A 16,412-nucleotide genomic window follows, 5' to 3' on the forward strand; every position below is an offset into this window, starting at 1 on the left:
CGTGCGCTCAGCCAGCGGGCCGCAGCGCGGCGGCCACGCGGCCCATTTCGTCGAGGCCGCTGTCGAACAGGCGCGCGAAGAACGGAATCATGTTCGGCACCATCATGACGATCAGCAGCATGCCGGTCATCATCGTGAGCGCGAAGCCGATCTGGAAAATACCGATCTGGGGTGCTGCGCGGTTCAGGATGCCGAGCGAGAGGTTGGTGATGAGGAGCGCGACCACGACCGGCAGCGCGAGCAGGAGGCCCGAGGCGAACACGACCGAACCCCAGTTCGCGAGAATGCGCCAGCCCGGCGCGCCGAGGATGTTGGCCGAAACGGGCACCGACTCGAACGACGCGACGAGCGCCGCGAGCATCTGCAGATGGCCGTCGAGGATCAGGAACGTCAGCATCGCGAACATGTTGAGCAGGCTCGACAGCGCGGACGTATTGGCGGAGGTCTGCGGATCGAAGAAGGTGGCGAAGCCGAGGCCCATGCCGAGCCCCATGATGTCGCCCGCCGCGGTCACGGCCGCGAACACCACCTGCATCGTGAAGCCGAGCGCGATGCCGATCAGGAACTGGTTCACGATGATCCACACGCCTTCGGCCGAGAAGACCGTCACGTGCGGCATCGCGCCGAGCGTGGGCGCGACGATCAGCGTGATGAAGCCCGCAAGGCCGATTTTCACGCGCGTTTGCAGCACGCGCTGGCCGAACACGGGCGCGACCGCGATGAGCGCGAGAATGCGCGTGAACGGCCAGAGAAACGCGGTGAGCCAGCCGTTCAGCTGCGCATAGGTGACCGAGAACATCGCGCGAAAAACCCCGGGCGGCGGCGTGCGCCGCCTAGTTGGCGAGCGACGAAATGCTCGAGAACATGCGGTGCATGTAGTCGAGCATCGTCGTGAGCATCCACGGCCCGGCGATCACGAGCGTCACGAGAATCGCGATGAGCTTCGGGATGAACGAGAGCGTGGATTCGTTGATCTGCGTGGCCGCCTGGAAAAGGCTCACCACGAGGCCCACCGTGAGCGACACGAGCAGGAGCGGCGCGGCCAGCATGATCGAGATGAGCATCGCCTCGTGGGCGAGCGTCATGACCGATTCGGGCGTCACAGGCAGTCCTCCTTACACGAAACTCTGCGCGAGCGAGCCGAGCAGCAGTTGCCAGCCGTCGACGAGCACGAACAGCATCAGCTTGAACGGCAGCGATATGGTTGCGGGTGAAACCATCATCATCCCCATCGACATCAGCACGCTCGCCACCACCATTTCGATGATCAGGAACGGGACGTAGATCGTAAAGCCGATCTGGAAGCCGGTTTTCAGCTCGCTGGTGACGAACGCCGGCACGAGCAGCGTGAGCGGCACGTCTTCTGGGCCCTGCATCGGCGCGGCGTGCGAGATGCGCGCGAAGAGCGCGAGATCCGATTCGCGCGTCTGGCGCAGCATGAACGTCTTGAACGGCGCGACGCCGCGCGAAACCGCCTCGTCCATCGGCAGCGTACCGGCGGAGAAGGGCTTGTAGCCGTCGTTATACGCCTTGTCGAGCACCGGCGACATCACGAACAGCGTCAGAAAGAGCGCAAGGCCCACGAGCACCTGGTTGGGCGGCGTGGTGGTCGTGCCGAGCGCCTGGCGCAACAGCGACAGCACGATGATGATGCGCGTGAAGCTCGTCATCATCAGCACCATCGCGGGCAGGAACGACAGCATCGTGAGCAGCAGCATCGTCTGCACGCTCAGCGAGTACGTCGTTCCGCCGTTCGGGCCGGGAGCCGAATTGAAGGCGGGCAGGCCGGCGGCCTGCGCGTGCGCGACATGCGGCAGCACGAGCGCCAGCGCGGCGGCGCCGAGGACCAGCGCGAACGGCAGGGCCGATTTCACGAACGATCCGGCGAATGAGTTGATGAACGACGGGCGGCGCGCACGGGTGGCCGTCTGAAGCGCACGCCCTTGTGCTGCGTCGAGGGAACTGCTGTCCATTTACTGCGCTCCGCCGTCGTGACGCCTGAATCGTTTACCCGCTTCGCTTTTCAGCGCGTCACGAAAGCGCTGTCCGAAGCCGCCCTGCAGTGCGGGGCCGGTTTGCGCCGCATCCGGCAGGGTGCCGGCGGGCATGGTGTGCAACAGACGCACGTTGCCGGGCGCGGTGCCGAGCACGAGCCAGGTGTCGCCGATCTCGACGACGGACACGCGCTCCTTGCCGCCGAGCGACGCGCCGCCCACCGTCTTCACGAGCGTGCCGCCGGCCATGCCGTGCAGGCCGAGCCGGCGCGCGAGCCACGCGCAGCCGAACACGATGCCGATCACGAGCACGAGGCCGAACACGGTTTGCAGCACGGCGCCGAAGCCGAGCGAGGGCACCGCGCTGCCCGCGCCGAGCGCATTGGCGGCAACGGCGGCGGAAGCGGCGGAAGCACCCGAAGCGCCCGAAGCGGCGAGGGCGGCGGCCTGGTTCACCGCATTGAGATCGGCGGCGCGGGCGGCGAGCGGCGACGCCGCGAGCGCAGCGATGAGCACCGCGGCGAGCACCGTGGCGAATGCGAGCGGCGAAGCGAATGCCTGCGCGGCGCGGCGAACCGCGCCATGCCCTGCCAGCGGGTTCATCGATTGAGCTTCCGGATCCGCTCGGAGGGCGTGATGATGTCGGTCAGGCGGATGCCGAACTTGTCGTTGACCACCACGACTTCGCCCTGGGCGATGAGGCAGCCGTTCACGAGCACGTCCATCGGCTCGCCTGCGAGACCGTCGAGTTCCACGACCGAGCCCTGCGCGAGCTGCAGCAGGTTGCGGATCGCGATCTTCGTGCGGCCGAGTTCGACGGTCATCTGGACGGGAATGTCCAGAATCATGTCGATGTCGTTGTGCGTCGTGGTCGACGTCACTTTCGAGAGCGGCTGGAATACGCCGGCGGCCTCCGTGGGCTGCGTCGTGGCGATCTCGTTGCCGTTCTGCTCGGCGAGCGCTGCCGCCCAGTCGTCGAGCCCCTGCTCCTCGTCGGGCTGCACGGCGGCTCCGGCACCGGGTTCGAGCATCGGCTCGTCTGCGGGCGTGGCGTTCACGTCACTCATCTCTACCTTCCTTCGTCGTGTCGGCTGCGCTGATCATTTTCTGGACCCGCAACGCATATTGACCATTGAAAATTCCGTAGCCGCATTCCATCACCGGCACGCCGTCGACCTTGGCGACGATGTGCTCGGGAATGTTGAGCGGCAGCACGTCGCCCACCCGCATGTTCAGGATCTGCTCGAACGTGATCGGGCACTCGGCGAGATCGGCGGTGAGTTCGACTTCCGCGGCCTGCACCTGCTGCGAGAGCACGCGCACCCAGCGGCGGTCCACGTCGAGCACGTCGCCCTGGATCGGCGAGGACAGCACGTCGCGCATCGGCTCGATCATCGAGTAGGGCAGGCAGATGTGCAGCGTGCCGCCCGTCGGCCCGAATTCGATCGAGAACTGCGTGACGATCACGATCTCGTTGGGCGTGGCAACGTTTGCGAACTGCGTGTGCATTTCGGAGCGCACGTGTTCGAAATTCAGCGGCCGCACGCTCTTCCACGCCGTCGTGTAGTGCTCGAACACGAGGTTGAGCAGCTTGCCGATGATGCGCTGCTCGGTCTGCGTGAAGTCGCGCCCCTCGACGCGCGTATGAAAGCGCCCGTCGCCGCCGAACAGGTTGTCGACCACGAAGAACACGAGGTTCGGGTCGAACACGAACAGCGACGTGCCGCGCAGCGGCTTGACCTGCACGAGGTTCAGGTTCGTCGGGATCGGCAGATTGCGCGTGAACTCGCTGTACTTCTGCACGCGCACCGGTCCCACCGAAATCTCGGCGGTGCGGCGCATGAAGTTGAAGATGCCGACGCGCAAAAGACGCGCGAAACGCTCGTTGATGATTTCGAGGCCGGGCATCCGGCCGCGCACGATGCGTTCCTGCGTCGCGATGTTGTACGGCCGGACGCCCTTGCTGTCTGAACTGTTCGACTCGTTGTCGACTTCACCGGTCACGCCCTTGAGGAGGGCATCGACCTCCTCCTGGGACATGAACTCGCTGTGGCCCATGCTCATGATGCGTGGTTCTCCCCGCAGTGGACGCGGCGCGCCAGCACTTCGCGCAGCGTGCGTGGCTGACAGGCTTGCTGGGTCATCGGGTTCACGCTCACTGCACGACGAATTCGGTGAACAGCACGTCGTCGATGCGCGTGAAAGGCTCGCGCGGGTCGGACGGCTGGGAGATCAGCACGGAGAGTTCGGTGGCGAGCGCGCGCTTGCCGTCGAGCGTCGCGAGATCGGACGGCTTCTTGGCCGACAGCGCCAGCAGCACGCGGCTGCGGATCTCCGGCGTGTGATCCTTCAGCGCGTCCTGGGTCGCCTGGTTGGGCACCTTCAGCGTGAGGCCGATGCGCAGGTAATGCGCTTCGCCGTCGTCGGACTGCAGGTTCACGGTCATCGGTTCGAGCACGAAATACACGGGCGTCGGCGATGCGGCGGCGGGCGCGGCGCTGGCGGCGGCTGCGGCCGTGCTTGCGCCGTGTCCTTGCATGAAGAACCACACGCCGCCTGCGGCGGCGCCTGCGGCGAGGATCGCGATGAGGGCGGGGGCAAGATAGCGCTTCATCGGGCCTGGTTTCTCGCTTTCGATTGCGGCTTGCTTGGATGCGTTCGTTGTCGCCATGTCAGTTGAGCGCCTGCTGTACGTGCAAAAGGGCCGTTAATTCCGGTAGCTTGCATTGTTCTGGCTTTTGCCTTGCGGCGATGGGGGGAATAGAAGGGGGATTTGCGGCTATCTCGCGCTTTTGTTGCGCAACGTGTGCAAGCCTTCGGTCAGGCATGCGCACGCCGTTGCGCGTGCAAGGCGCCGATTGTGCGCAAGGCCGGTGAATGCTTTATCGATGGCGCCCGACGCGCTGGCGTGCAACCGTCGGCATCGGCGGCAAGGGTGCCTGAAGGCGCCGGGCGTTGACTGAACGTGTCTGAAGGTGCCGGGTGAAGCGGCGCGCGCAGGGCGCGCCGCTTCACTGGCTCATGTCATGGGCTGACTGCATGGACCAACGCGCGGATTCGCGGTGTTGCCGCGCGCCGCGTTGCGTCTCAAGCGAACGTATCGATCAGGCCGACGCTGCGTTGCGTGACGGTCGGCGTGGCTGCGGCGACGATGCTGTCGTCCGCCTCGCCGACCGTGCCTGCCGTGCGCGAGCCACGGCTGCTGCCGCTTTCCTGCTGCGCCTGCTGGTTCATCTGCCGCGCGAAGCCGTCGCTCACGCTCGCGCTGCCAAGGCCGATGCCGTTTTGCTCCATCGCCTCGCGCAGCTTCGGCAGCGCCGCCTCGACGGCTTCGCGCACCTGCTGGTGCTGCGAAACGAAGAGCGCGTGCGCGTGGCTGTCCGCGACCTGGAGCACCACCTGCAGCGGGCCGAGGTCCTTCGGATTCAGCGTGAGCTGGGCGCTCGTCTCGTGTGCGTTCGAAAGGAACACGACTTTCTGGCTGAGCGCATCTTCCCAGTCGGCCGTGCCCACTTGCGGTGCGAGGGCCGTTGCGCCCGCCGCCGACGAGGCCGCGACGGTCGATGCCCCTGCGCTTGCCTGGCTTTGCGCCGCTGCTGCCGCTGCCGCCTGGGCGGCAGCGAGCGCATCGGGTGTGTTCTGGCCGGCGCTGGCCGCTGCTGTCTGGTCCGGCGTCGCCTGTGCCACGGCCGCTGCCGCTGCGGCGGCCGGGTCGTTCGTCGTGCCCGCAGCCGCCGTCTTGTCGCTGGCCAGGGCGGCGGCGTTCTCGCCCGCGCCCCTGGCTGCCGTGTGGGCCGCGAGGTGCGAGGCGAAGTTGCTTGCTGCGCCGGAGGACGGCGTGAGGGAAGCGCCCGGGTGCGTGTTCAGGCTCGTGGCGGTGCCCGCCGTCGTGCTGGCCGGTGTGGTCGTCGCGGCGGCGTGTCCCCCCGCTGTGGCCGAGCCGTCGCGCAGTGCGGCGAACGCAGCCTGCAGCGCGTCGCGCACCGATTTCGGGTTGCCCGAGGTACCGGCGCCTGCTGCGGCGTTGCCCGCAGCGGTCGCAGCCGTACGGGCCGCGGTGGCTGCCGTCGTGGCCGCGAGGTCCGCAAGCGCGGCATTGGCGCCGGCCTGCGCGCTGGTGGCATCGCCGACGGCGGCCTGGCCCTGCGCCTGCGCCTGGGCCTGCATTTGCATCTGCAACTGCATCTGCGCCTGAACGGCCGCCGCTGCGGCTTGTGCGCCTGCGGCATCGGTCTGGTTCTGATCGGGGCTGGCGCTGCCGCTGGGGTTGCCGCTGGGGTTGCCGCTTTGCTGCTGGGCACCGCTCGATGCCTGTTGCGCGCCATGCGAATGCGAGGTCGAGCCCGGCGACTGCGCCGTCTGGCTGGCCGCTGCGCTTTGCTGCGCGCTGGCGTTGCTGCTGGTGTGGAAGCCGCTGTTGCTGTTGACACTGTCGTTCACGCTGCTGGCGGCGCTCGCAAGCGCGGTGCTGGCCGTCGACACGGATGCCGTCGTTGCCGGTTGCGGCAGCGGGGCGGCCTGCACGGGCATTTGCGCGTTAATGCTTTGCTGAAGGCTTTGCTGAAGCGTCTGTGCGAAGCTCTGGCCGGCCTGCTCGTCCTGGCTCGGGGACGTCGCCGATGCCGCGTCCCCGAGGCTCCCGAGCAGCGCGCTGATTCCGGTAAGTATCGACATGCTTGCGGTCCCGAAAATTGTGCTGTTACAGATGTTGCGGCGCGCGCATGCGCAGGATGCGCGCGGCGTATTCATCGGAGTCGCGCTGCTCGCGCCGCGCCTCCTTGCGCGCCGCAACCTGATCCTGGCGCGTCTGCAGGACTTCATACGAGCCGAGCTTCTGCTTGCAGCGCTGCCACTCGGGCTTCGCGGCTTCGACACGCGTCGTGGCCTGGTCGAGCAGGCGCCGCTGCTGGTCGATCGCCGCATCGAGCGTGTCAATGAACGCCTGGAAGTTGCGCACGTTGCCCGCCGCCATGCCCTGGCGTGCCGTTTCCGTGAAACGCGTATGGTACTCGTCCCGGTACGTAATGAGTGCCTGAAGCTGCTTTTCGACTTCGCCGCGCTCGCGCTGCAGGCGCCCGAGCCGCTGTGCGGCGGCGTCGACCTCGTCCTGAGCGAGTCCGATCAGGGTTTGCAGCGGTGTGGGGTTCGTCATGTCCTGGCTCCTTGTCCGTTGGCCTGCCCGAGAAGTGTCCCGAGTGCCTGGAGGCTTGCCTGATAGCTCGCGGTCTCGCGAAAGCCTTGCTGGAGGAACGCTTCGATACGCGGATACAGCGAAATGGCGCGGTCGAGCACCGCATCGCGGCCGCTCACGTATGCGCCGACGTTGATGAGGTCGCGGTTGCGCTGATAGCGCGAAAGCATCTGCTTGAACTGGCGCGTGCAGTTCAGATGCTGGTCGTCGATCAGCGCGGTCATCGCGCGGCTGATCGAAGCTTCGATGTCGATGGCCGGATAGTGGCCCGCTTCGGCCAGCGTGCGCGAAAGCACGATGTGGCCGTCGAGAATCGCGCGCGCGGCATCGGCGATCGGATCCTGCTGGTCGTCGCCTTCGGTGAGCACCGTGTAGAACGCGGTGATCGAGCCGCCGCCCGCGGGGCCGTTGCCCGTGCGCTCGACGAGCGCGGGCAGGCGCGCGAAAACCGAAGGCGGGTAGCCTTTGGTCGCGGGCGGCTCGCCGATGGCGAGCGCGATTTCGCGCTGCGCCATCGCGTAGCGCGTGAGCGAATCCATGAGCAGCAGCACATGCTTGCCCTGGTCGCGGAAATATTCGGCGAGCGTCGTGGCGTAAGCGGCGCCCTGCATGCGCAACAGCGGCGAGACGTCGGCCGGCGCGGCCACCACGACCGAGCGCGCGAGCCCGTCGGGCCCGAGAATCTGCTCGATGAATTCCTTGACTTCGCGGCCCCGCTCGCCGATCAGGCCGATCACGATCACTTCGGCGCTCGTTGCGCGCGCCATCGTGCCGAGCAGCACCGATTTACCGACGCCCGAGCCCGCGAAGAGGCCCATGCGCTGGCCGCGCCCGACCGTGAGCAGCGCGTTGATCGCGCGCACGCCGACGTCGAGCACATGGTGGATCGGTTCGCGGTTGAGCGGGTTGAGCGAGGCGGCGGTGAGCGGCGCATCGGCTTCGGTCGCGAGCGCACCGAGTCCGTCGAGCGGCTTGCCCGAGGCGTCCACCACGCGGCCGAGCATGCCCCAGCCGACCGGCAGGCGCTTCGCGCCCGACATCGGATCGGCGATGGGCGCGGCTTCCAGCGGCCACACGCGCGCGCCGGGCAGCAGGCCCGCCACTTCGGTCGTCGGCATCAGGAACAGCTTGTCGCCGCCGAAGCCCACCACCTCGGCTTCGGCCATCGGCAGCGTGCTGCCGGGCGGCAATTCGATCATCACTTCCGCGCCCACCGAAAGGCGCAGGCCCACCGCTTCGAGCACGAGGCCCGCCGCGCGCGTGAGGCGTCCGCATGCGCGCAGCGGCAGCGCGAGCGTGTTGCGCTCGCGCACGCCTTCGAGAAACGCGTTCCACGCCTGCAGATGCTCGTTCGCGGGATCGTAGTGCGGCGGCGGGACGTAGTCGGCAAACGCGGGGGCAAGCGCGGGGGCAGAGGCGCTTGCTTCGCCGTCGGCGTGGGTGGGTTCGTCCGTGACTGGCCCGGCAGCCGAGTCCGCGAGGACGTCGGCGGGCTGCGCGGCGTCGTGCGCCGCGCCGTGCGCGGCGTCGTGCGCGAGCGGACCGAACGACGCGAGCGCGAGTTCCTGTTCGAGCGCCGTGAGGCCGCTCGTGTGGATCGTTCCGGCCGCCTGCGGCGTCACCATGGCCGTACCTTGCCGAGCGCGGCGGCCACGCGCTCCCAGCGCGAGCCCACGGTCGCGTCCACTTCGCCGGTCGCGGCCTGCGCGCGGCAGCCGCCGCGCTCCAGCGCCGGGTCGGTGCGCACGGTCCAGCCGCGCGTCTGGAGTTCTTCCTGCAGATAGGCTTCGACCACCGGCAGATCGGCGGGGCTCACCACGAGCTGCGGCGCGCCCGCGAGCGCCGGTTCGGCGGCGAGCACTTCGCGCGCCACGGCGAGAAGCGCGGTCGGATCGTGCTGGACCTGCTGGCGCACGACCTGCTGCGCGATATCGAGCGCGAGTTCGACGAGCGTTTCGGCCACGCCTGCCTGCACGGTCGTCAATGCTTCGCTAAAGCGCTGCGCGACGAGCGCGAGCTGCTTGGCCTGGGCGCGCGCATCGGCGAGACCCTGCTCGAAACCCTGCTTGTGGCCCTGCTCGTGACCGGCCTGGTAGCCGAGCGCCTGGCCCGAGACGTGGCCCGAAGCGAGACCTTGCGCGTGCGCGTCGTCGCGCAGGCGCTGCAGCTCGGCGACGAGCGCGGCTTCTTCGTCGGGCGACGGCGGAGGAGGAGGCGGCGGCGGCGGGGGCGGCGGATCGAACGACGCCATCTCCCAGCGCCGGTACGCCGCGCCCTTCAGCTTGGCCGACGCGTCGTCAGACATACGCATCTTCCGCCTTGCCGCCGATCACGATCTGACCGCTTTCGGCCAGATTGCGCACGATCTGGAGGATCTGACGCTGCTGCGACTCGACTTCCGAGACGCGCACCGGACCGCGTGCGTCGAGGTCTTCGGCGAGCAGTTCGGCCGCGCGCTGCGACATGTTCGAGAGGAACTTCTGACGCAGCGGGGGCGGCGCGCCCTTGAGCGAGATGATGAGCGATTCCGACTCGACTTCCTTGAGCAGCAGCTGGATCGCGCGGTCTTCGAGGTCGAGCAGGTTTTCGAAGACGAACATCTGGTCGATGATCTTCTGCGCGAGTTCGGCGTCGTACTGGCGCACGTTTTCGAGCACGCCTTCCTCGAACTGCGCGGGCATGAAGTTGAGGATTTCGGCTGCCGTGCGGATGCCGCCCATCGGGCTGCGCTTGAGATTGTCGCTGCCCGAGAGCAGGCCCGTGAGCACGTCGTCGAGTTCGCGCAGCGCGGCGGGCTGGATGCCGTCGAGCGTCGCGATACGCAGCAGCACGTCGTTGCGCAGACGCTCGGCGAAGCACCCGACGATCTCGGAGGCCTGGTCGCGGTCGAGGTGCACGAGGATCGTCGCGATGATCTGCGGGTGCTCGTTCTTGATGAGCTCGGCCACCGAGCTCGAATCCATCCACTTGAGCCCTTCGATGCCGCTCGTGTCGCCGCCCTGCAGGATGCGGTCGATGATCGCCCCGGCCTTGTCCTCGCCGAGCGCCTTGTTCAGCACGTTGCGGATGTAGTCGTTCGAGTCGAGCGAGAACGCCGTGTGCTGCTCGGCTTCCTTCACGAACTCCTGCAGCACGGCTTCGATCTCTTCGCGCTTGACGTTCTTGAGCGACGCCATGGCGGCGCCGATCTTCTGCACTTCGCGCGGTCCGAGGAACTTGAAGACCTCGGCGGCCTCTTCCTCGCCGATCGACATCAGCAGCAATGCACTCTTGACAGCACCTTCAGCGCTCATCGTTCACCCAGGTCTTGACGACGGTTGCGACGATCTTCGGATCCTGGCGCGCGATCGTGCGCGCGTAGTCCAGATTCCGCTCGAATTTCAGTTTCTCGCTTTCGAAGGCGGCCAGCGCGGCGTCGTTCTCCTCGTCGACGACCGGCGTCACGACCGGGAGGCCGTCCAGCAGCAGCGGCTCGCCGTCCAGGCTCTCCGGCAGGAGCGGGGCGGGCGGCTCCGGCGGCGGGAACGCGCGGCGCAGCGCCGGCTTCACCATCCAGAAGTACAGGACCACCGCCACCGCCGCGATGCCGAGCCACAGCGCGATCTGTTTGGCGAGCGCGATGATGTCCGGCTGGCGCCACCATGGCAGGTTCGCGTACGGATCGACGTCGGTCTGGAACGCGGCGTTCACCACGTTGATCGAGTCGCCGCGCTTCGCGTCGTAGCCCATCGCGTCCTTCACGAGCTGCTCGACCTGCGCGAGCTTCTGCGCGTCGAGCGGCTGCATGCTCGCATGGCCCTTCGCATCGACCTTCGGCTGATAGTTGACGATCACCGCCACCGAAAGCCGCTTGATGTCGCCCGGCGCCTGCTGGTAGTGGCGCACGGTCTTGTCGAGCTCGTAGTTGGTCGTCGTGTCGCGATGGTCCGAAACCGGCGTCGTGGCGGGCTGGCCGTTCGCGCCGGCCGGTGCGTTGACCGGCGCCGAAGCGGGCTGCGGCGGCTGGTTCGACAGCGCGCCCGGCACGCCCGAGGCGCCGCTTTGCTGCAGTTCCTGCGCGACGCTCTGCTGCTGGCTGCGGATCGCGGCCTGCTGCGGGTTGCCGTTCGGGCCGTACGCTTCGGAGGTCTGTTCGAGCTTCGAGAAGTCGATGTCGGCGCTCACCTGGGCGCGCGCGTTGCCCGAGCCGAAGAGCGGCGCGAGGATCGCATCGATGCGCGCCTGCGTGTCGCGCTCGATCTGGCGCACGTACTTGATCTGGGTGGCGTCGAGACCGGCGCTCGCGGCGTTCTGCGTGAGCAGGTTGCCGTCCTGGTCGACCACGGTGACGTTGTGCGCGGTCAGATCGGGCACGGCCGAGGCGACCATGTGCGTGATCGATGCGACCTGGCCTTCGTCGAGCATGCGGCCCGGATAGAGATTCACGAGCACCGATGCGGTGGGCGCTTCGTGCTCGCGCACGAACACGGAGGGCTTCGGAATCGCCAGATGCACGCGGGTCGACTTCACGCTCGCGATCGATTCAATCGTTTGCTCCAGCTCGCCCTCCAGCGAGCGCTGATAGTTCACCTGCTCCGCGAACTGGCTGATGCCGAACTTCTGGTTGTCCATCAGCTCGAAGCCGACCGAGCCGTTCTTCGGCAGGCCCTGGGTGGCGAGCCGCAGGCGCATTTCGTTGACCTGGTCGGTCGGCACGAGAATCGTGCCGCCGCCGTTGCTGAGCTTGTAGGGAACGTTTGCGGCCTGCAACGCGGTGATGATCGCGCCGCCGTCGCGGTCCGACAGGTTGCTGTAGAGCACCTTATAGTCGGGCGCGCGCGACCACAGCACGAGCGCGGTCACCACGGCAAGCAGCACGGCGACGGCGAAGACCAGCGGCGCACGCGGGTTGCCGCGCATGGCGCGCAGCGACGGCAGCGCGCCAAAGCGCTGCGCGAAGCCGCTCGCGCCGCCGAGGTCGTCAGCGGCGCCCGGCTGCGCAGCGCCGGCGGCGCCCGCCGCGGCACCGCCGGTGGCGAGGCCCGCGCGGGCGTCGGGGTTGATCAAAGAGTTGGCTGACGAATCCATGCGTCGGGTTTCTCCGGGAGGCCTTCAGCGTCCGCCGCCCGCACTGCGGCGCGCGGCCCGGGCCGCCCCGGCGCAAGCGCTACCCGGGAGCGGTTCCGGCCCGGCGCGGCGCGCTGGCGACAGAGACTTTCACGCTAGGGATTATCCGCAGCCGCGCGCAAGCCGATTGCGCGAATAGAGCCGGGTTTTCCCCCTAGTTTCGGCGGTCTCGCCGATGCCCCGCTGCTATTCTGTGCACCAGTCTCGGCGGCCTGTGCGTGCGCCGGGCGCAGCGGGCGGCGCAACCATGCTTCGCGCCGGCCCCTCGCGTCACTTTCCTTACCGTGGAGCAATCATGACCTTGCCAGTATCTCCGCTCACGTCCGCACTCGCGCAGATGCAGTCGATGGCGACGCAGGCGGCCAGCGGGCCGAGCGCCGCCGACCAGGCCTCGGGCGCCGCGACGGCAGGCGGGTTCGCAGCGGCGCTCAAGTCGTCGCTCGACAAGATCAGTGACGAGCAGCAGAAAGCCGTGGGCGAGTCGCAGGCGTTCGAACTGGGCGCGAACAACGTCTCGCTGAACGACGTGATGGTCGACATGCAGAAGGCGAACGTCGGCTTCCAGTTCGGGCTGCAGGTGCGCAACAAGCTCGTGACTGCGTACACCGACATCATGTCGATCCAGGTCTGATTTCGGGCGGATTGCCGCGCATGCAGCGCTAAAGCTTCTCCTGCAAATTCCGATAACCCGGCTAAGGCCGGCAGGCGCTTCTCGGCGCCGCACGCCGGATACAACGTATTCACAGCCGCAAGTATCGAGGAGAAGCACCCATGTTTTCGTCTTCACGCTCTGGAGCCAACGCGTACGCACACGTTGGGGTCACGACTGGAGTCATGGGTGCAAGTCCGCACAGGCTCATCGCGATGCTGTACGAAGGTGCGCGCAAGGCCGTGGCGCAGGCGCGCATGCACATGCAGATGGGCAATATCGCGGGGCGGGGCGAGGCGATCGGCAAGGCCATCCAGATTGTCGAAAGCGGGCTTCAGCAGGCTTTGAACATGGAGGCGGGCGGGGAAATCGCACAGCGGCTGAATGCGCTGTACGACTACATCGCGCGTCGCCTGCTGGAAGCGAATATTAAACAGAGCGAGCCCATGCTGGTCGAGGTAGACGGCCTGCTGGCGACGCTCGAGGAAGCCTGGCTGGGTATCGGGCCAGAAGCCGAACGGCTGGCTGGAGCGCCTGGCGCTCCGGGCGCCGGTCCAATGATGAGATGACGAACGCAGACTACTTCGCCCGCTACGAAGCGATAGCGGCAGTCTCAGAGCGGATGCTCTGCGCAGCACGCGGTGCGCACTGGGACGATCTGATCGATCTCCAGGAGGAGTATCGCCACCTCGTCGACGCGCTGAAGGCGGCGGACGGCGGCACGCAGCTTTCCACTCACGAGCGCGCACGCAAGTTCGAGTTGATCCGCCAGATCCTCGCCGACGACGCGGCGATCCGCGAGCTGGCGAGCCCGTGCATGACGCGCCTTGCGGTGCTCTTTGCCGGCAAGACGCGCCCCGGGCGGGTGTTGCAGGAACTCTACGGCGTGCGCTAGGCGCGCCGTGCCCGATCGACATTGATACCTGGGCGGAGCGCGACGCGCGCGACGACCCGCCGGCCTCGGGGAATGCATGAACGGAATCGACACGGGAAGCGCCGCGCTGGTCGCGAACCGCTCGAGCGCGCTCAATCCGGTGGGGTCGCAAGGCAGCACGGGCGCGACGCAAACGGATGTATCGGCGCTGGCGACCGGCACGCCCGCGCTGCCCGATGCGGTCGCGGGCGCGACGCCGCAGGCCTCGGCGCAAACCGTGCTCTCGGCGGTGGCGCTTACGCTCGACGCGATTATCCGTTCGGGCGGCGAAGCGACGCCTGCGGTGGTCGGCAACGCGCCGGTCTGGAGCGATCCGGGCGCTGCCACGCAAGCCGGGGCGAATGCGTTGCCGGGTTCGGCCGCCGGTTCGGTCACTGGTTCGGTCGCCGGTTCGGCCACATTACCGGGCGCAGCCGATGCCGCCGCGCAGGCTGCGGTGATCGAAGCCGGGCTACTCGCGGGCGACGCAGCCGCACTGACGCAAACTGAAACGCCATTGGGTGCGAGCGGCAATCCAGCCGGTTCCGGCACGGCAGACGCCGCGCAGGCCGCCACGACGGCAGGCGCGCAAAACGGCGCGGCGGCTTCCGCTGCTGCTGCTGCTGCCAGCCAGGCCGCGGCGGCAACCCCGGTCGCCGCGCTTGCCGCCGCGCTCGCGCAGACTGTCGCGGACAGCGGCCTCTTCTACGAATCCCATCTCGCGCAATGGCTGCAAGGCCAGCGCACGCCCGCGTCGCTCGCCGCCGAGCCGCAGAACCGGCTCGTCGATGGCGCCGTCCAGTTGCCGCACGACTGGAGCCTCGCCGCGAGCGACGCAGACGACGTGTTCTGGACCGAAACGCCCGCAGCGGGTGCGCGCGAGCCGCAGGCGGACAGCGCGAACGCGTCGTCCGCACGCAATGCGGCTGCCCAGACCGGCCCGGCCGCGCTCACGGCGAATGCCGTGCTCGTGCAGGCGAACGGCGCGCTTTCCGAAGCCGCGCTTTTGCCTGCGTTGTTGCCTGCATCGCCGCCCGCGTCGCACGACGCGCAGGCGGCAAGCGCTTCGATTCATCCGGCCGTGATTCCGCTCGTGCGGCAACAGCTCGATCTGCTGGCGACCGGCGAATTCCGCTGGACCGGCGAGGCCTGGGCGGGCGTGCGGCTCGACTGGAGCATTCAGCAGGACCGCGTCGACGCACGCGATGCACGCCACGGCGCAGCCGATCCCGACGACGCGCAATGGCGCACGCGGGTCACGCTCGCGCTGCCGTCGCTCGGCACGGTCGATGCCGAACTGACGCTCACCGGCCAGTCGCTCGCCGTGCGGGTGCAGGCGAACCCGGACGGCGCGTCGCGCCTGGTCGAAGGCGGCGATGCGTTGAAGGGCCGCCTCGAAGCGCTCGGTCTCGCGCTCACGGGATTCTCGATTCGCGAGGTCGGCAGCGGTGCGACGGGTACGGCCGAAGCCGCGAAAGCCGCGAGCGCGTATGCGCGCGCCGCCGCGCAGGAGGCTCAAGAGGCGCAGGCGGCTCAAGCTGCGCAAGCAGCACAGGCTGCACAGGCAGCAGCGCAAGCGGCGGCGCAGGCCCGCCCGGCCGAGCCGCAGGCGAGCGCCGCCGTGGCGGGCGCAGGCTATCTCGACTGGGATCTGTAATGAGCCGCATGCATCGCAAGAGCGCCGCCGCGCTCGCCTACGACGCCCCCGCCGCCGACGGCGCACCGCGCGTCGTCGCGAAGGGCTACGGCCTCGTCGCGGACATGATCATTGCGCGCGCAAAGGAAGCGGGCCTCTACGTGCACGAGTCGCCGGAGATGATGTCGCTGCTGATGCAGGTCGATCTCGACTCGAAGATTCCGCCCCAGCTCTACCAGGCCGTGGCCGAACTGCTCGCGTGGCTGCATCAGCTCGAAGCCGTCAGCAGCGCGCCGCCGCCCGCACCCGAACCCGCGCCCGATTCTGCCTCTGAATCCGCTGCTGCCGCGCCGGATCGCGCCGCCGCGCAGCGACGCGCGTCGCCGTTCCTGTCGCTTCCGCCGCTCAGAACTTCATCATCAGATTGACCAGGAAGCGAAAGATCCGGCCATAGGGCGGCGCGATCAGCCCGCGCGCATTGAGCCGCGCCTGCGTGAACACCGGCTTCAGCTTCGAAAAGGTCGCGAAACCCTCGTAGCCGTGATACGCGCCCATGCCGCTTGCGCCGACGCCGCCGAACGGCAGGCCCTCGGCGGCGATGTGCATCAGCGTCTCGTTCACCGACATGCCGCCCGCGATCGTCTCGCGCGTCACGCGCTCGATGGTGCGTGCGTCGTCGGCGTAGAGGTAGAGCGCGAGCGGGCGTGCGCGCGAATTTACGTAGCGCAGCGCTTCGTCGAGCGTGTCGTAGGGCACGAGCGGCAACAGCGGCCCGAAGATTTCCTCCTGCATGAGCGCCGTGTTCGCCGGAGCGTTCGTCACGATGACGGGGGCCATGCGCCGCGCCGCCTTGTCCTGGCCACTGAGTTGGCCACTGAGTTGGCCACTGAGTTGGCCACTGAGTTGGCCACTGAGTTGGCCAC

General features: G+C 68.2%; 19 protein-coding genes. 5 read left to right on the forward strand and 14 right to left on the reverse strand.

Annotation, left to right across the window (positions count from 1 at the left end; genetic code table 11):
* Window positions 1–7: 7 nt before the first annotated feature.
* The 13 genes from fliR to fliF all read right to left on the reverse strand — a co-directional run bounded on the left by fliR (window position 8) and on the right by fliF (window position 12,252).
* Window positions 8–799, reverse strand: a complete 792-nt coding sequence (gene fliR / locus EPN59_RS16225; RefSeq protein ID WP_293035496.1) for a flagellar biosynthetic protein FliR — start codon at window positions 797–799, stop codon at window positions 8–10.
* Between the two features lie 34 nt (window positions 800–833).
* Window positions 834–1,103, reverse strand: coding sequence for a flagellar biosynthesis protein FliQ (gene fliQ, locus EPN59_RS16230; protein WP_293035497.1), 270 nt, complete (start codon window positions 1,101–1,103; stop codon window positions 834–836).
* Window positions 1,104–1,115: 12 nt separating this feature from the next.
* The gene (fliP, locus tag EPN59_RS16235) at window positions 1,116–1,973 is read right to left on the reverse strand and encodes a flagellar type III secretion system pore protein FliP (protein WP_293035498.1); all 858 of its coding nucleotides are present in this window, start codon (window positions 1,971–1,973) and stop codon (window positions 1,116–1,118) included.
* Window positions 1,974–2,597: a flagellar biosynthetic protein FliO gene (gene fliO / locus EPN59_RS16240; RefSeq protein ID WP_293046370.1), complete on the reverse strand. Its 624-nt coding sequence runs from the start codon at window positions 2,595–2,597 to the stop codon at window positions 1,974–1,976.
* Window positions 2,594–3,061 (reverse strand): flagellar motor switch protein FliN, encoded by a 468-nt coding sequence (gene fliN / locus EPN59_RS16245; protein ID WP_293033028.1) that lies wholly within the window; start codon window positions 3,059–3,061, stop codon window positions 2,594–2,596. Before fliN ends, fliO begins: the two co-directional genes overlap by 4 nt.
* Window positions 3,054–4,052, reverse strand: coding sequence for a flagellar motor switch protein FliM (fliM, locus tag EPN59_RS16250; RefSeq protein WP_293033053.1), 999 nt, complete (start codon window positions 4,050–4,052; stop codon window positions 3,054–3,056). The genes fliN and fliM overlap by 8 nt, the downstream gene beginning before the upstream one ends.
* Window positions 4,053–4,149: 97 nt before the next feature.
* Window positions 4,150–4,665 (reverse strand): flagellar basal body-associated protein FliL, encoded by a 516-nt coding sequence (fliL, locus tag EPN59_RS16255; RefSeq protein WP_293033030.1) that lies wholly within the window; start codon window positions 4,663–4,665, stop codon window positions 4,150–4,152.
* A 416-nt stretch (window positions 4,666–5,081) separates the two neighbouring features.
* Window positions 5,082–6,668, reverse strand: a complete 1,587-nt coding sequence (locus EPN59_RS16260; RefSeq protein WP_293033032.1) for a flagellar hook-length control protein FliK — start codon at window positions 6,666–6,668, stop codon at window positions 5,082–5,084.
* Window positions 6,669–6,693: 25 nt separating this feature from the next.
* The gene (fliJ, locus tag EPN59_RS16265; protein ID WP_293033035.1) at window positions 6,694–7,146 is read right to left on the reverse strand and encodes a flagellar export protein FliJ; all 453 of its coding nucleotides are present in this window, start codon (window positions 7,144–7,146) and stop codon (window positions 6,694–6,696) included.
* Window positions 7,143–8,810, reverse strand: a complete 1,668-nt coding sequence (gene fliI, locus EPN59_RS16270; RefSeq protein ID WP_293033037.1) for a flagellar protein export ATPase FliI — start codon at window positions 8,808–8,810, stop codon at window positions 7,143–7,145. The genes fliJ and fliI overlap by 4 nt, the downstream gene beginning before the upstream one ends.
* Window positions 8,804–9,496: a flagellar assembly protein FliH gene (fliH, locus tag EPN59_RS16275; protein WP_293033039.1), complete on the reverse strand. Its 693-nt coding sequence runs from the start codon at window positions 9,494–9,496 to the stop codon at window positions 8,804–8,806. The genes fliI and fliH overlap by 7 nt, the downstream gene beginning before the upstream one ends.
* A complete protein-coding gene (gene fliG / locus EPN59_RS16280) occupies window positions 9,483–10,478 on the reverse strand; it encodes a flagellar motor switch protein FliG (protein ID WP_293033041.1) in 996 nt (331 codons plus the stop codon). The genes fliH and fliG overlap by 14 nt, the downstream gene beginning before the upstream one ends.
* Window positions 10,468–12,252 (reverse strand): flagellar basal-body MS-ring/collar protein FliF, encoded by a 1,785-nt coding sequence (gene fliF, locus EPN59_RS16285; RefSeq protein WP_293033043.1) that lies wholly within the window; start codon window positions 12,250–12,252, stop codon window positions 10,468–10,470. Before fliF ends, fliG begins: the two co-directional genes overlap by 11 nt.
* Window positions 12,253–12,586: 334 nt before the next feature.
* On the opposite strand from fliF, the gene fliE reads away from it, so the two are divergent.
* From fliE to EPN59_RS16310, 5 genes are all read left to right on the forward strand, one after another.
* Complete coding sequence (gene fliE / locus EPN59_RS16290; protein ID WP_293033045.1) at window positions 12,587–12,922, forward strand: flagellar hook-basal body complex protein FliE; 336 nt, start codon at window positions 12,587–12,589, stop codon at window positions 12,920–12,922.
* A gap of 140 nt (window positions 12,923–13,062) precedes the next feature.
* Window positions 13,063–13,509 (forward strand): flagellar export chaperone FliS, encoded by a 447-nt coding sequence (gene fliS / locus EPN59_RS16295; RefSeq protein WP_293033047.1) that lies wholly within the window; start codon window positions 13,063–13,065, stop codon window positions 13,507–13,509.
* Window positions 13,506–13,835, forward strand: a complete 330-nt coding sequence (locus tag EPN59_RS16300) for a flagellar protein FliT (protein ID WP_293033049.1) — start codon at window positions 13,506–13,508, stop codon at window positions 13,833–13,835. Before fliS ends, EPN59_RS16300 begins: the two co-directional genes overlap by 4 nt.
* A 76-nt stretch (window positions 13,836–13,911) precedes the next feature.
* Complete coding sequence (locus EPN59_RS16305; protein WP_293046373.1) at window positions 13,912–15,510, forward strand: flagellar hook-length control protein FliK; 1,599 nt, start codon at window positions 13,912–13,914, stop codon at window positions 15,508–15,510.
* Window positions 15,510–15,917, forward strand: coding sequence for an EscU/YscU/HrcU family type III secretion system export apparatus switch protein (locus EPN59_RS16310; protein ID WP_293034336.1), 408 nt, complete (start codon window positions 15,510–15,512; stop codon window positions 15,915–15,917). Before EPN59_RS16305 ends, EPN59_RS16310 begins: the two co-directional genes overlap by 1 nt.
* Here EPN59_RS16310 and EPN59_RS16315 read toward each other — a convergent pair.
* A partial coding sequence (locus EPN59_RS16315; RefSeq protein WP_293046376.1) for an aldehyde dehydrogenase family protein occupies window positions 15,895–16,412 on the reverse strand: 518 nt, incomplete at its 5' end. The two genes, EPN59_RS16310 and EPN59_RS16315, sit on opposite strands and share 23 nt — an antisense overlap.

Origin of the sequence: Paraburkholderia sp. (genome assembly GCF_004298475.1) — a bacterium.
GTDB classification, from domain to species: domain Bacteria; phylum Pseudomonadota; class Gammaproteobacteria; order Burkholderiales; family Burkholderiaceae; genus Paraburkholderia; species Paraburkholderia denitrificans.

What these genes read in the sequence shown, in the direction of transcription:
- fliJ (WP_293033035.1), bottom strand. Translation starts at nt 7,146, where the DNA reads ATGACGAACCCCACACCGCTGCAAACCCTGATCGGACTCGCTCAGGAC.
- fliH (WP_293033039.1), bottom strand. Translation starts at nt 9,496, where the DNA reads ATGCGTATGTCTGACGACGCGTCGGCCAAGCTGAAGGGCGCGGCGTAC.
- fliE (WP_293033045.1), top strand. Translation starts at nt 12,587, where the DNA reads ATGACCTTGCCAGTATCTCCGCTCACGTCCGCACTCGCGCAGATGCAG.
- EPN59_RS16305 (WP_293046373.1), top strand. Translation starts at nt 13,912, where the DNA reads ATGAACGGAATCGACACGGGAAGCGCCGCGCTGGTCGCGAACCGCTCG.
- fliS (WP_293033047.1), top strand. Translation starts at nt 13,063, where the DNA reads ATGTTTTCGTCTTCACGCTCTGGAGCCAACGCGTACGCACACGTTGGG.
- fliR (WP_293035496.1), bottom strand. Translation starts at nt 799, where the DNA reads ATGTTCTCGGTCACCTATGCGCAGCTGAACGGCTGGCTCACCGCGTTT.
- fliO (WP_293046370.1), bottom strand. Translation starts at nt 2,597, where the DNA reads ATGAACCCGCTGGCAGGGCATGGCGCGGTTCGCCGCGCCGCGCAGGCA.
- fliL (WP_293033030.1), bottom strand. Translation starts at nt 4,665, where the DNA reads ATGGCGACAACGAACGCATCCAAGCAAGCCGCAATCGAAAGCGAGAAA.
- fliI (WP_293033037.1), bottom strand. Translation starts at nt 8,810, where the DNA reads ATGGTGACGCCGCAGGCGGCCGGAACGATCCACACGAGCGGCCTCACG.
- fliN (WP_293033028.1), bottom strand. Translation starts at nt 3,061, where the DNA reads ATGAGTGACGTGAACGCCACGCCCGCAGACGAGCCGATGCTCGAACCC.
- EPN59_RS16260 (WP_293033032.1), bottom strand. Translation starts at nt 6,668, where the DNA reads ATGTCGATACTTACCGGAATCAGCGCGCTGCTCGGGAGCCTCGGGGAC.
- EPN59_RS16310 (WP_293034336.1), top strand. Translation starts at nt 15,510, where the DNA reads ATGAGCCGCATGCATCGCAAGAGCGCCGCCGCGCTCGCCTACGACGCC.
- fliG (WP_293033041.1), bottom strand. Translation starts at nt 10,478, where the DNA reads ATGAGCGCTGAAGGTGCTGTCAAGAGTGCATTGCTGCTGATGTCGATC.
- fliM (WP_293033053.1), bottom strand. Translation starts at nt 4,052, where the DNA reads ATGGGCCACAGCGAGTTCATGTCCCAGGAGGAGGTCGATGCCCTCCTC.
- EPN59_RS16300 (WP_293033049.1), top strand. Translation starts at nt 13,506, where the DNA reads ATGACGAACGCAGACTACTTCGCCCGCTACGAAGCGATAGCGGCAGTC.
- fliF (WP_293033043.1), bottom strand. Translation starts at nt 12,252, where the DNA reads ATGGATTCGTCAGCCAACTCTTTGATCAACCCCGACGCCCGCGCGGGC.
- fliP (WP_293035498.1), bottom strand. Translation starts at nt 1,973, where the DNA reads ATGGACAGCAGTTCCCTCGACGCAGCACAAGGGCGTGCGCTTCAGACG.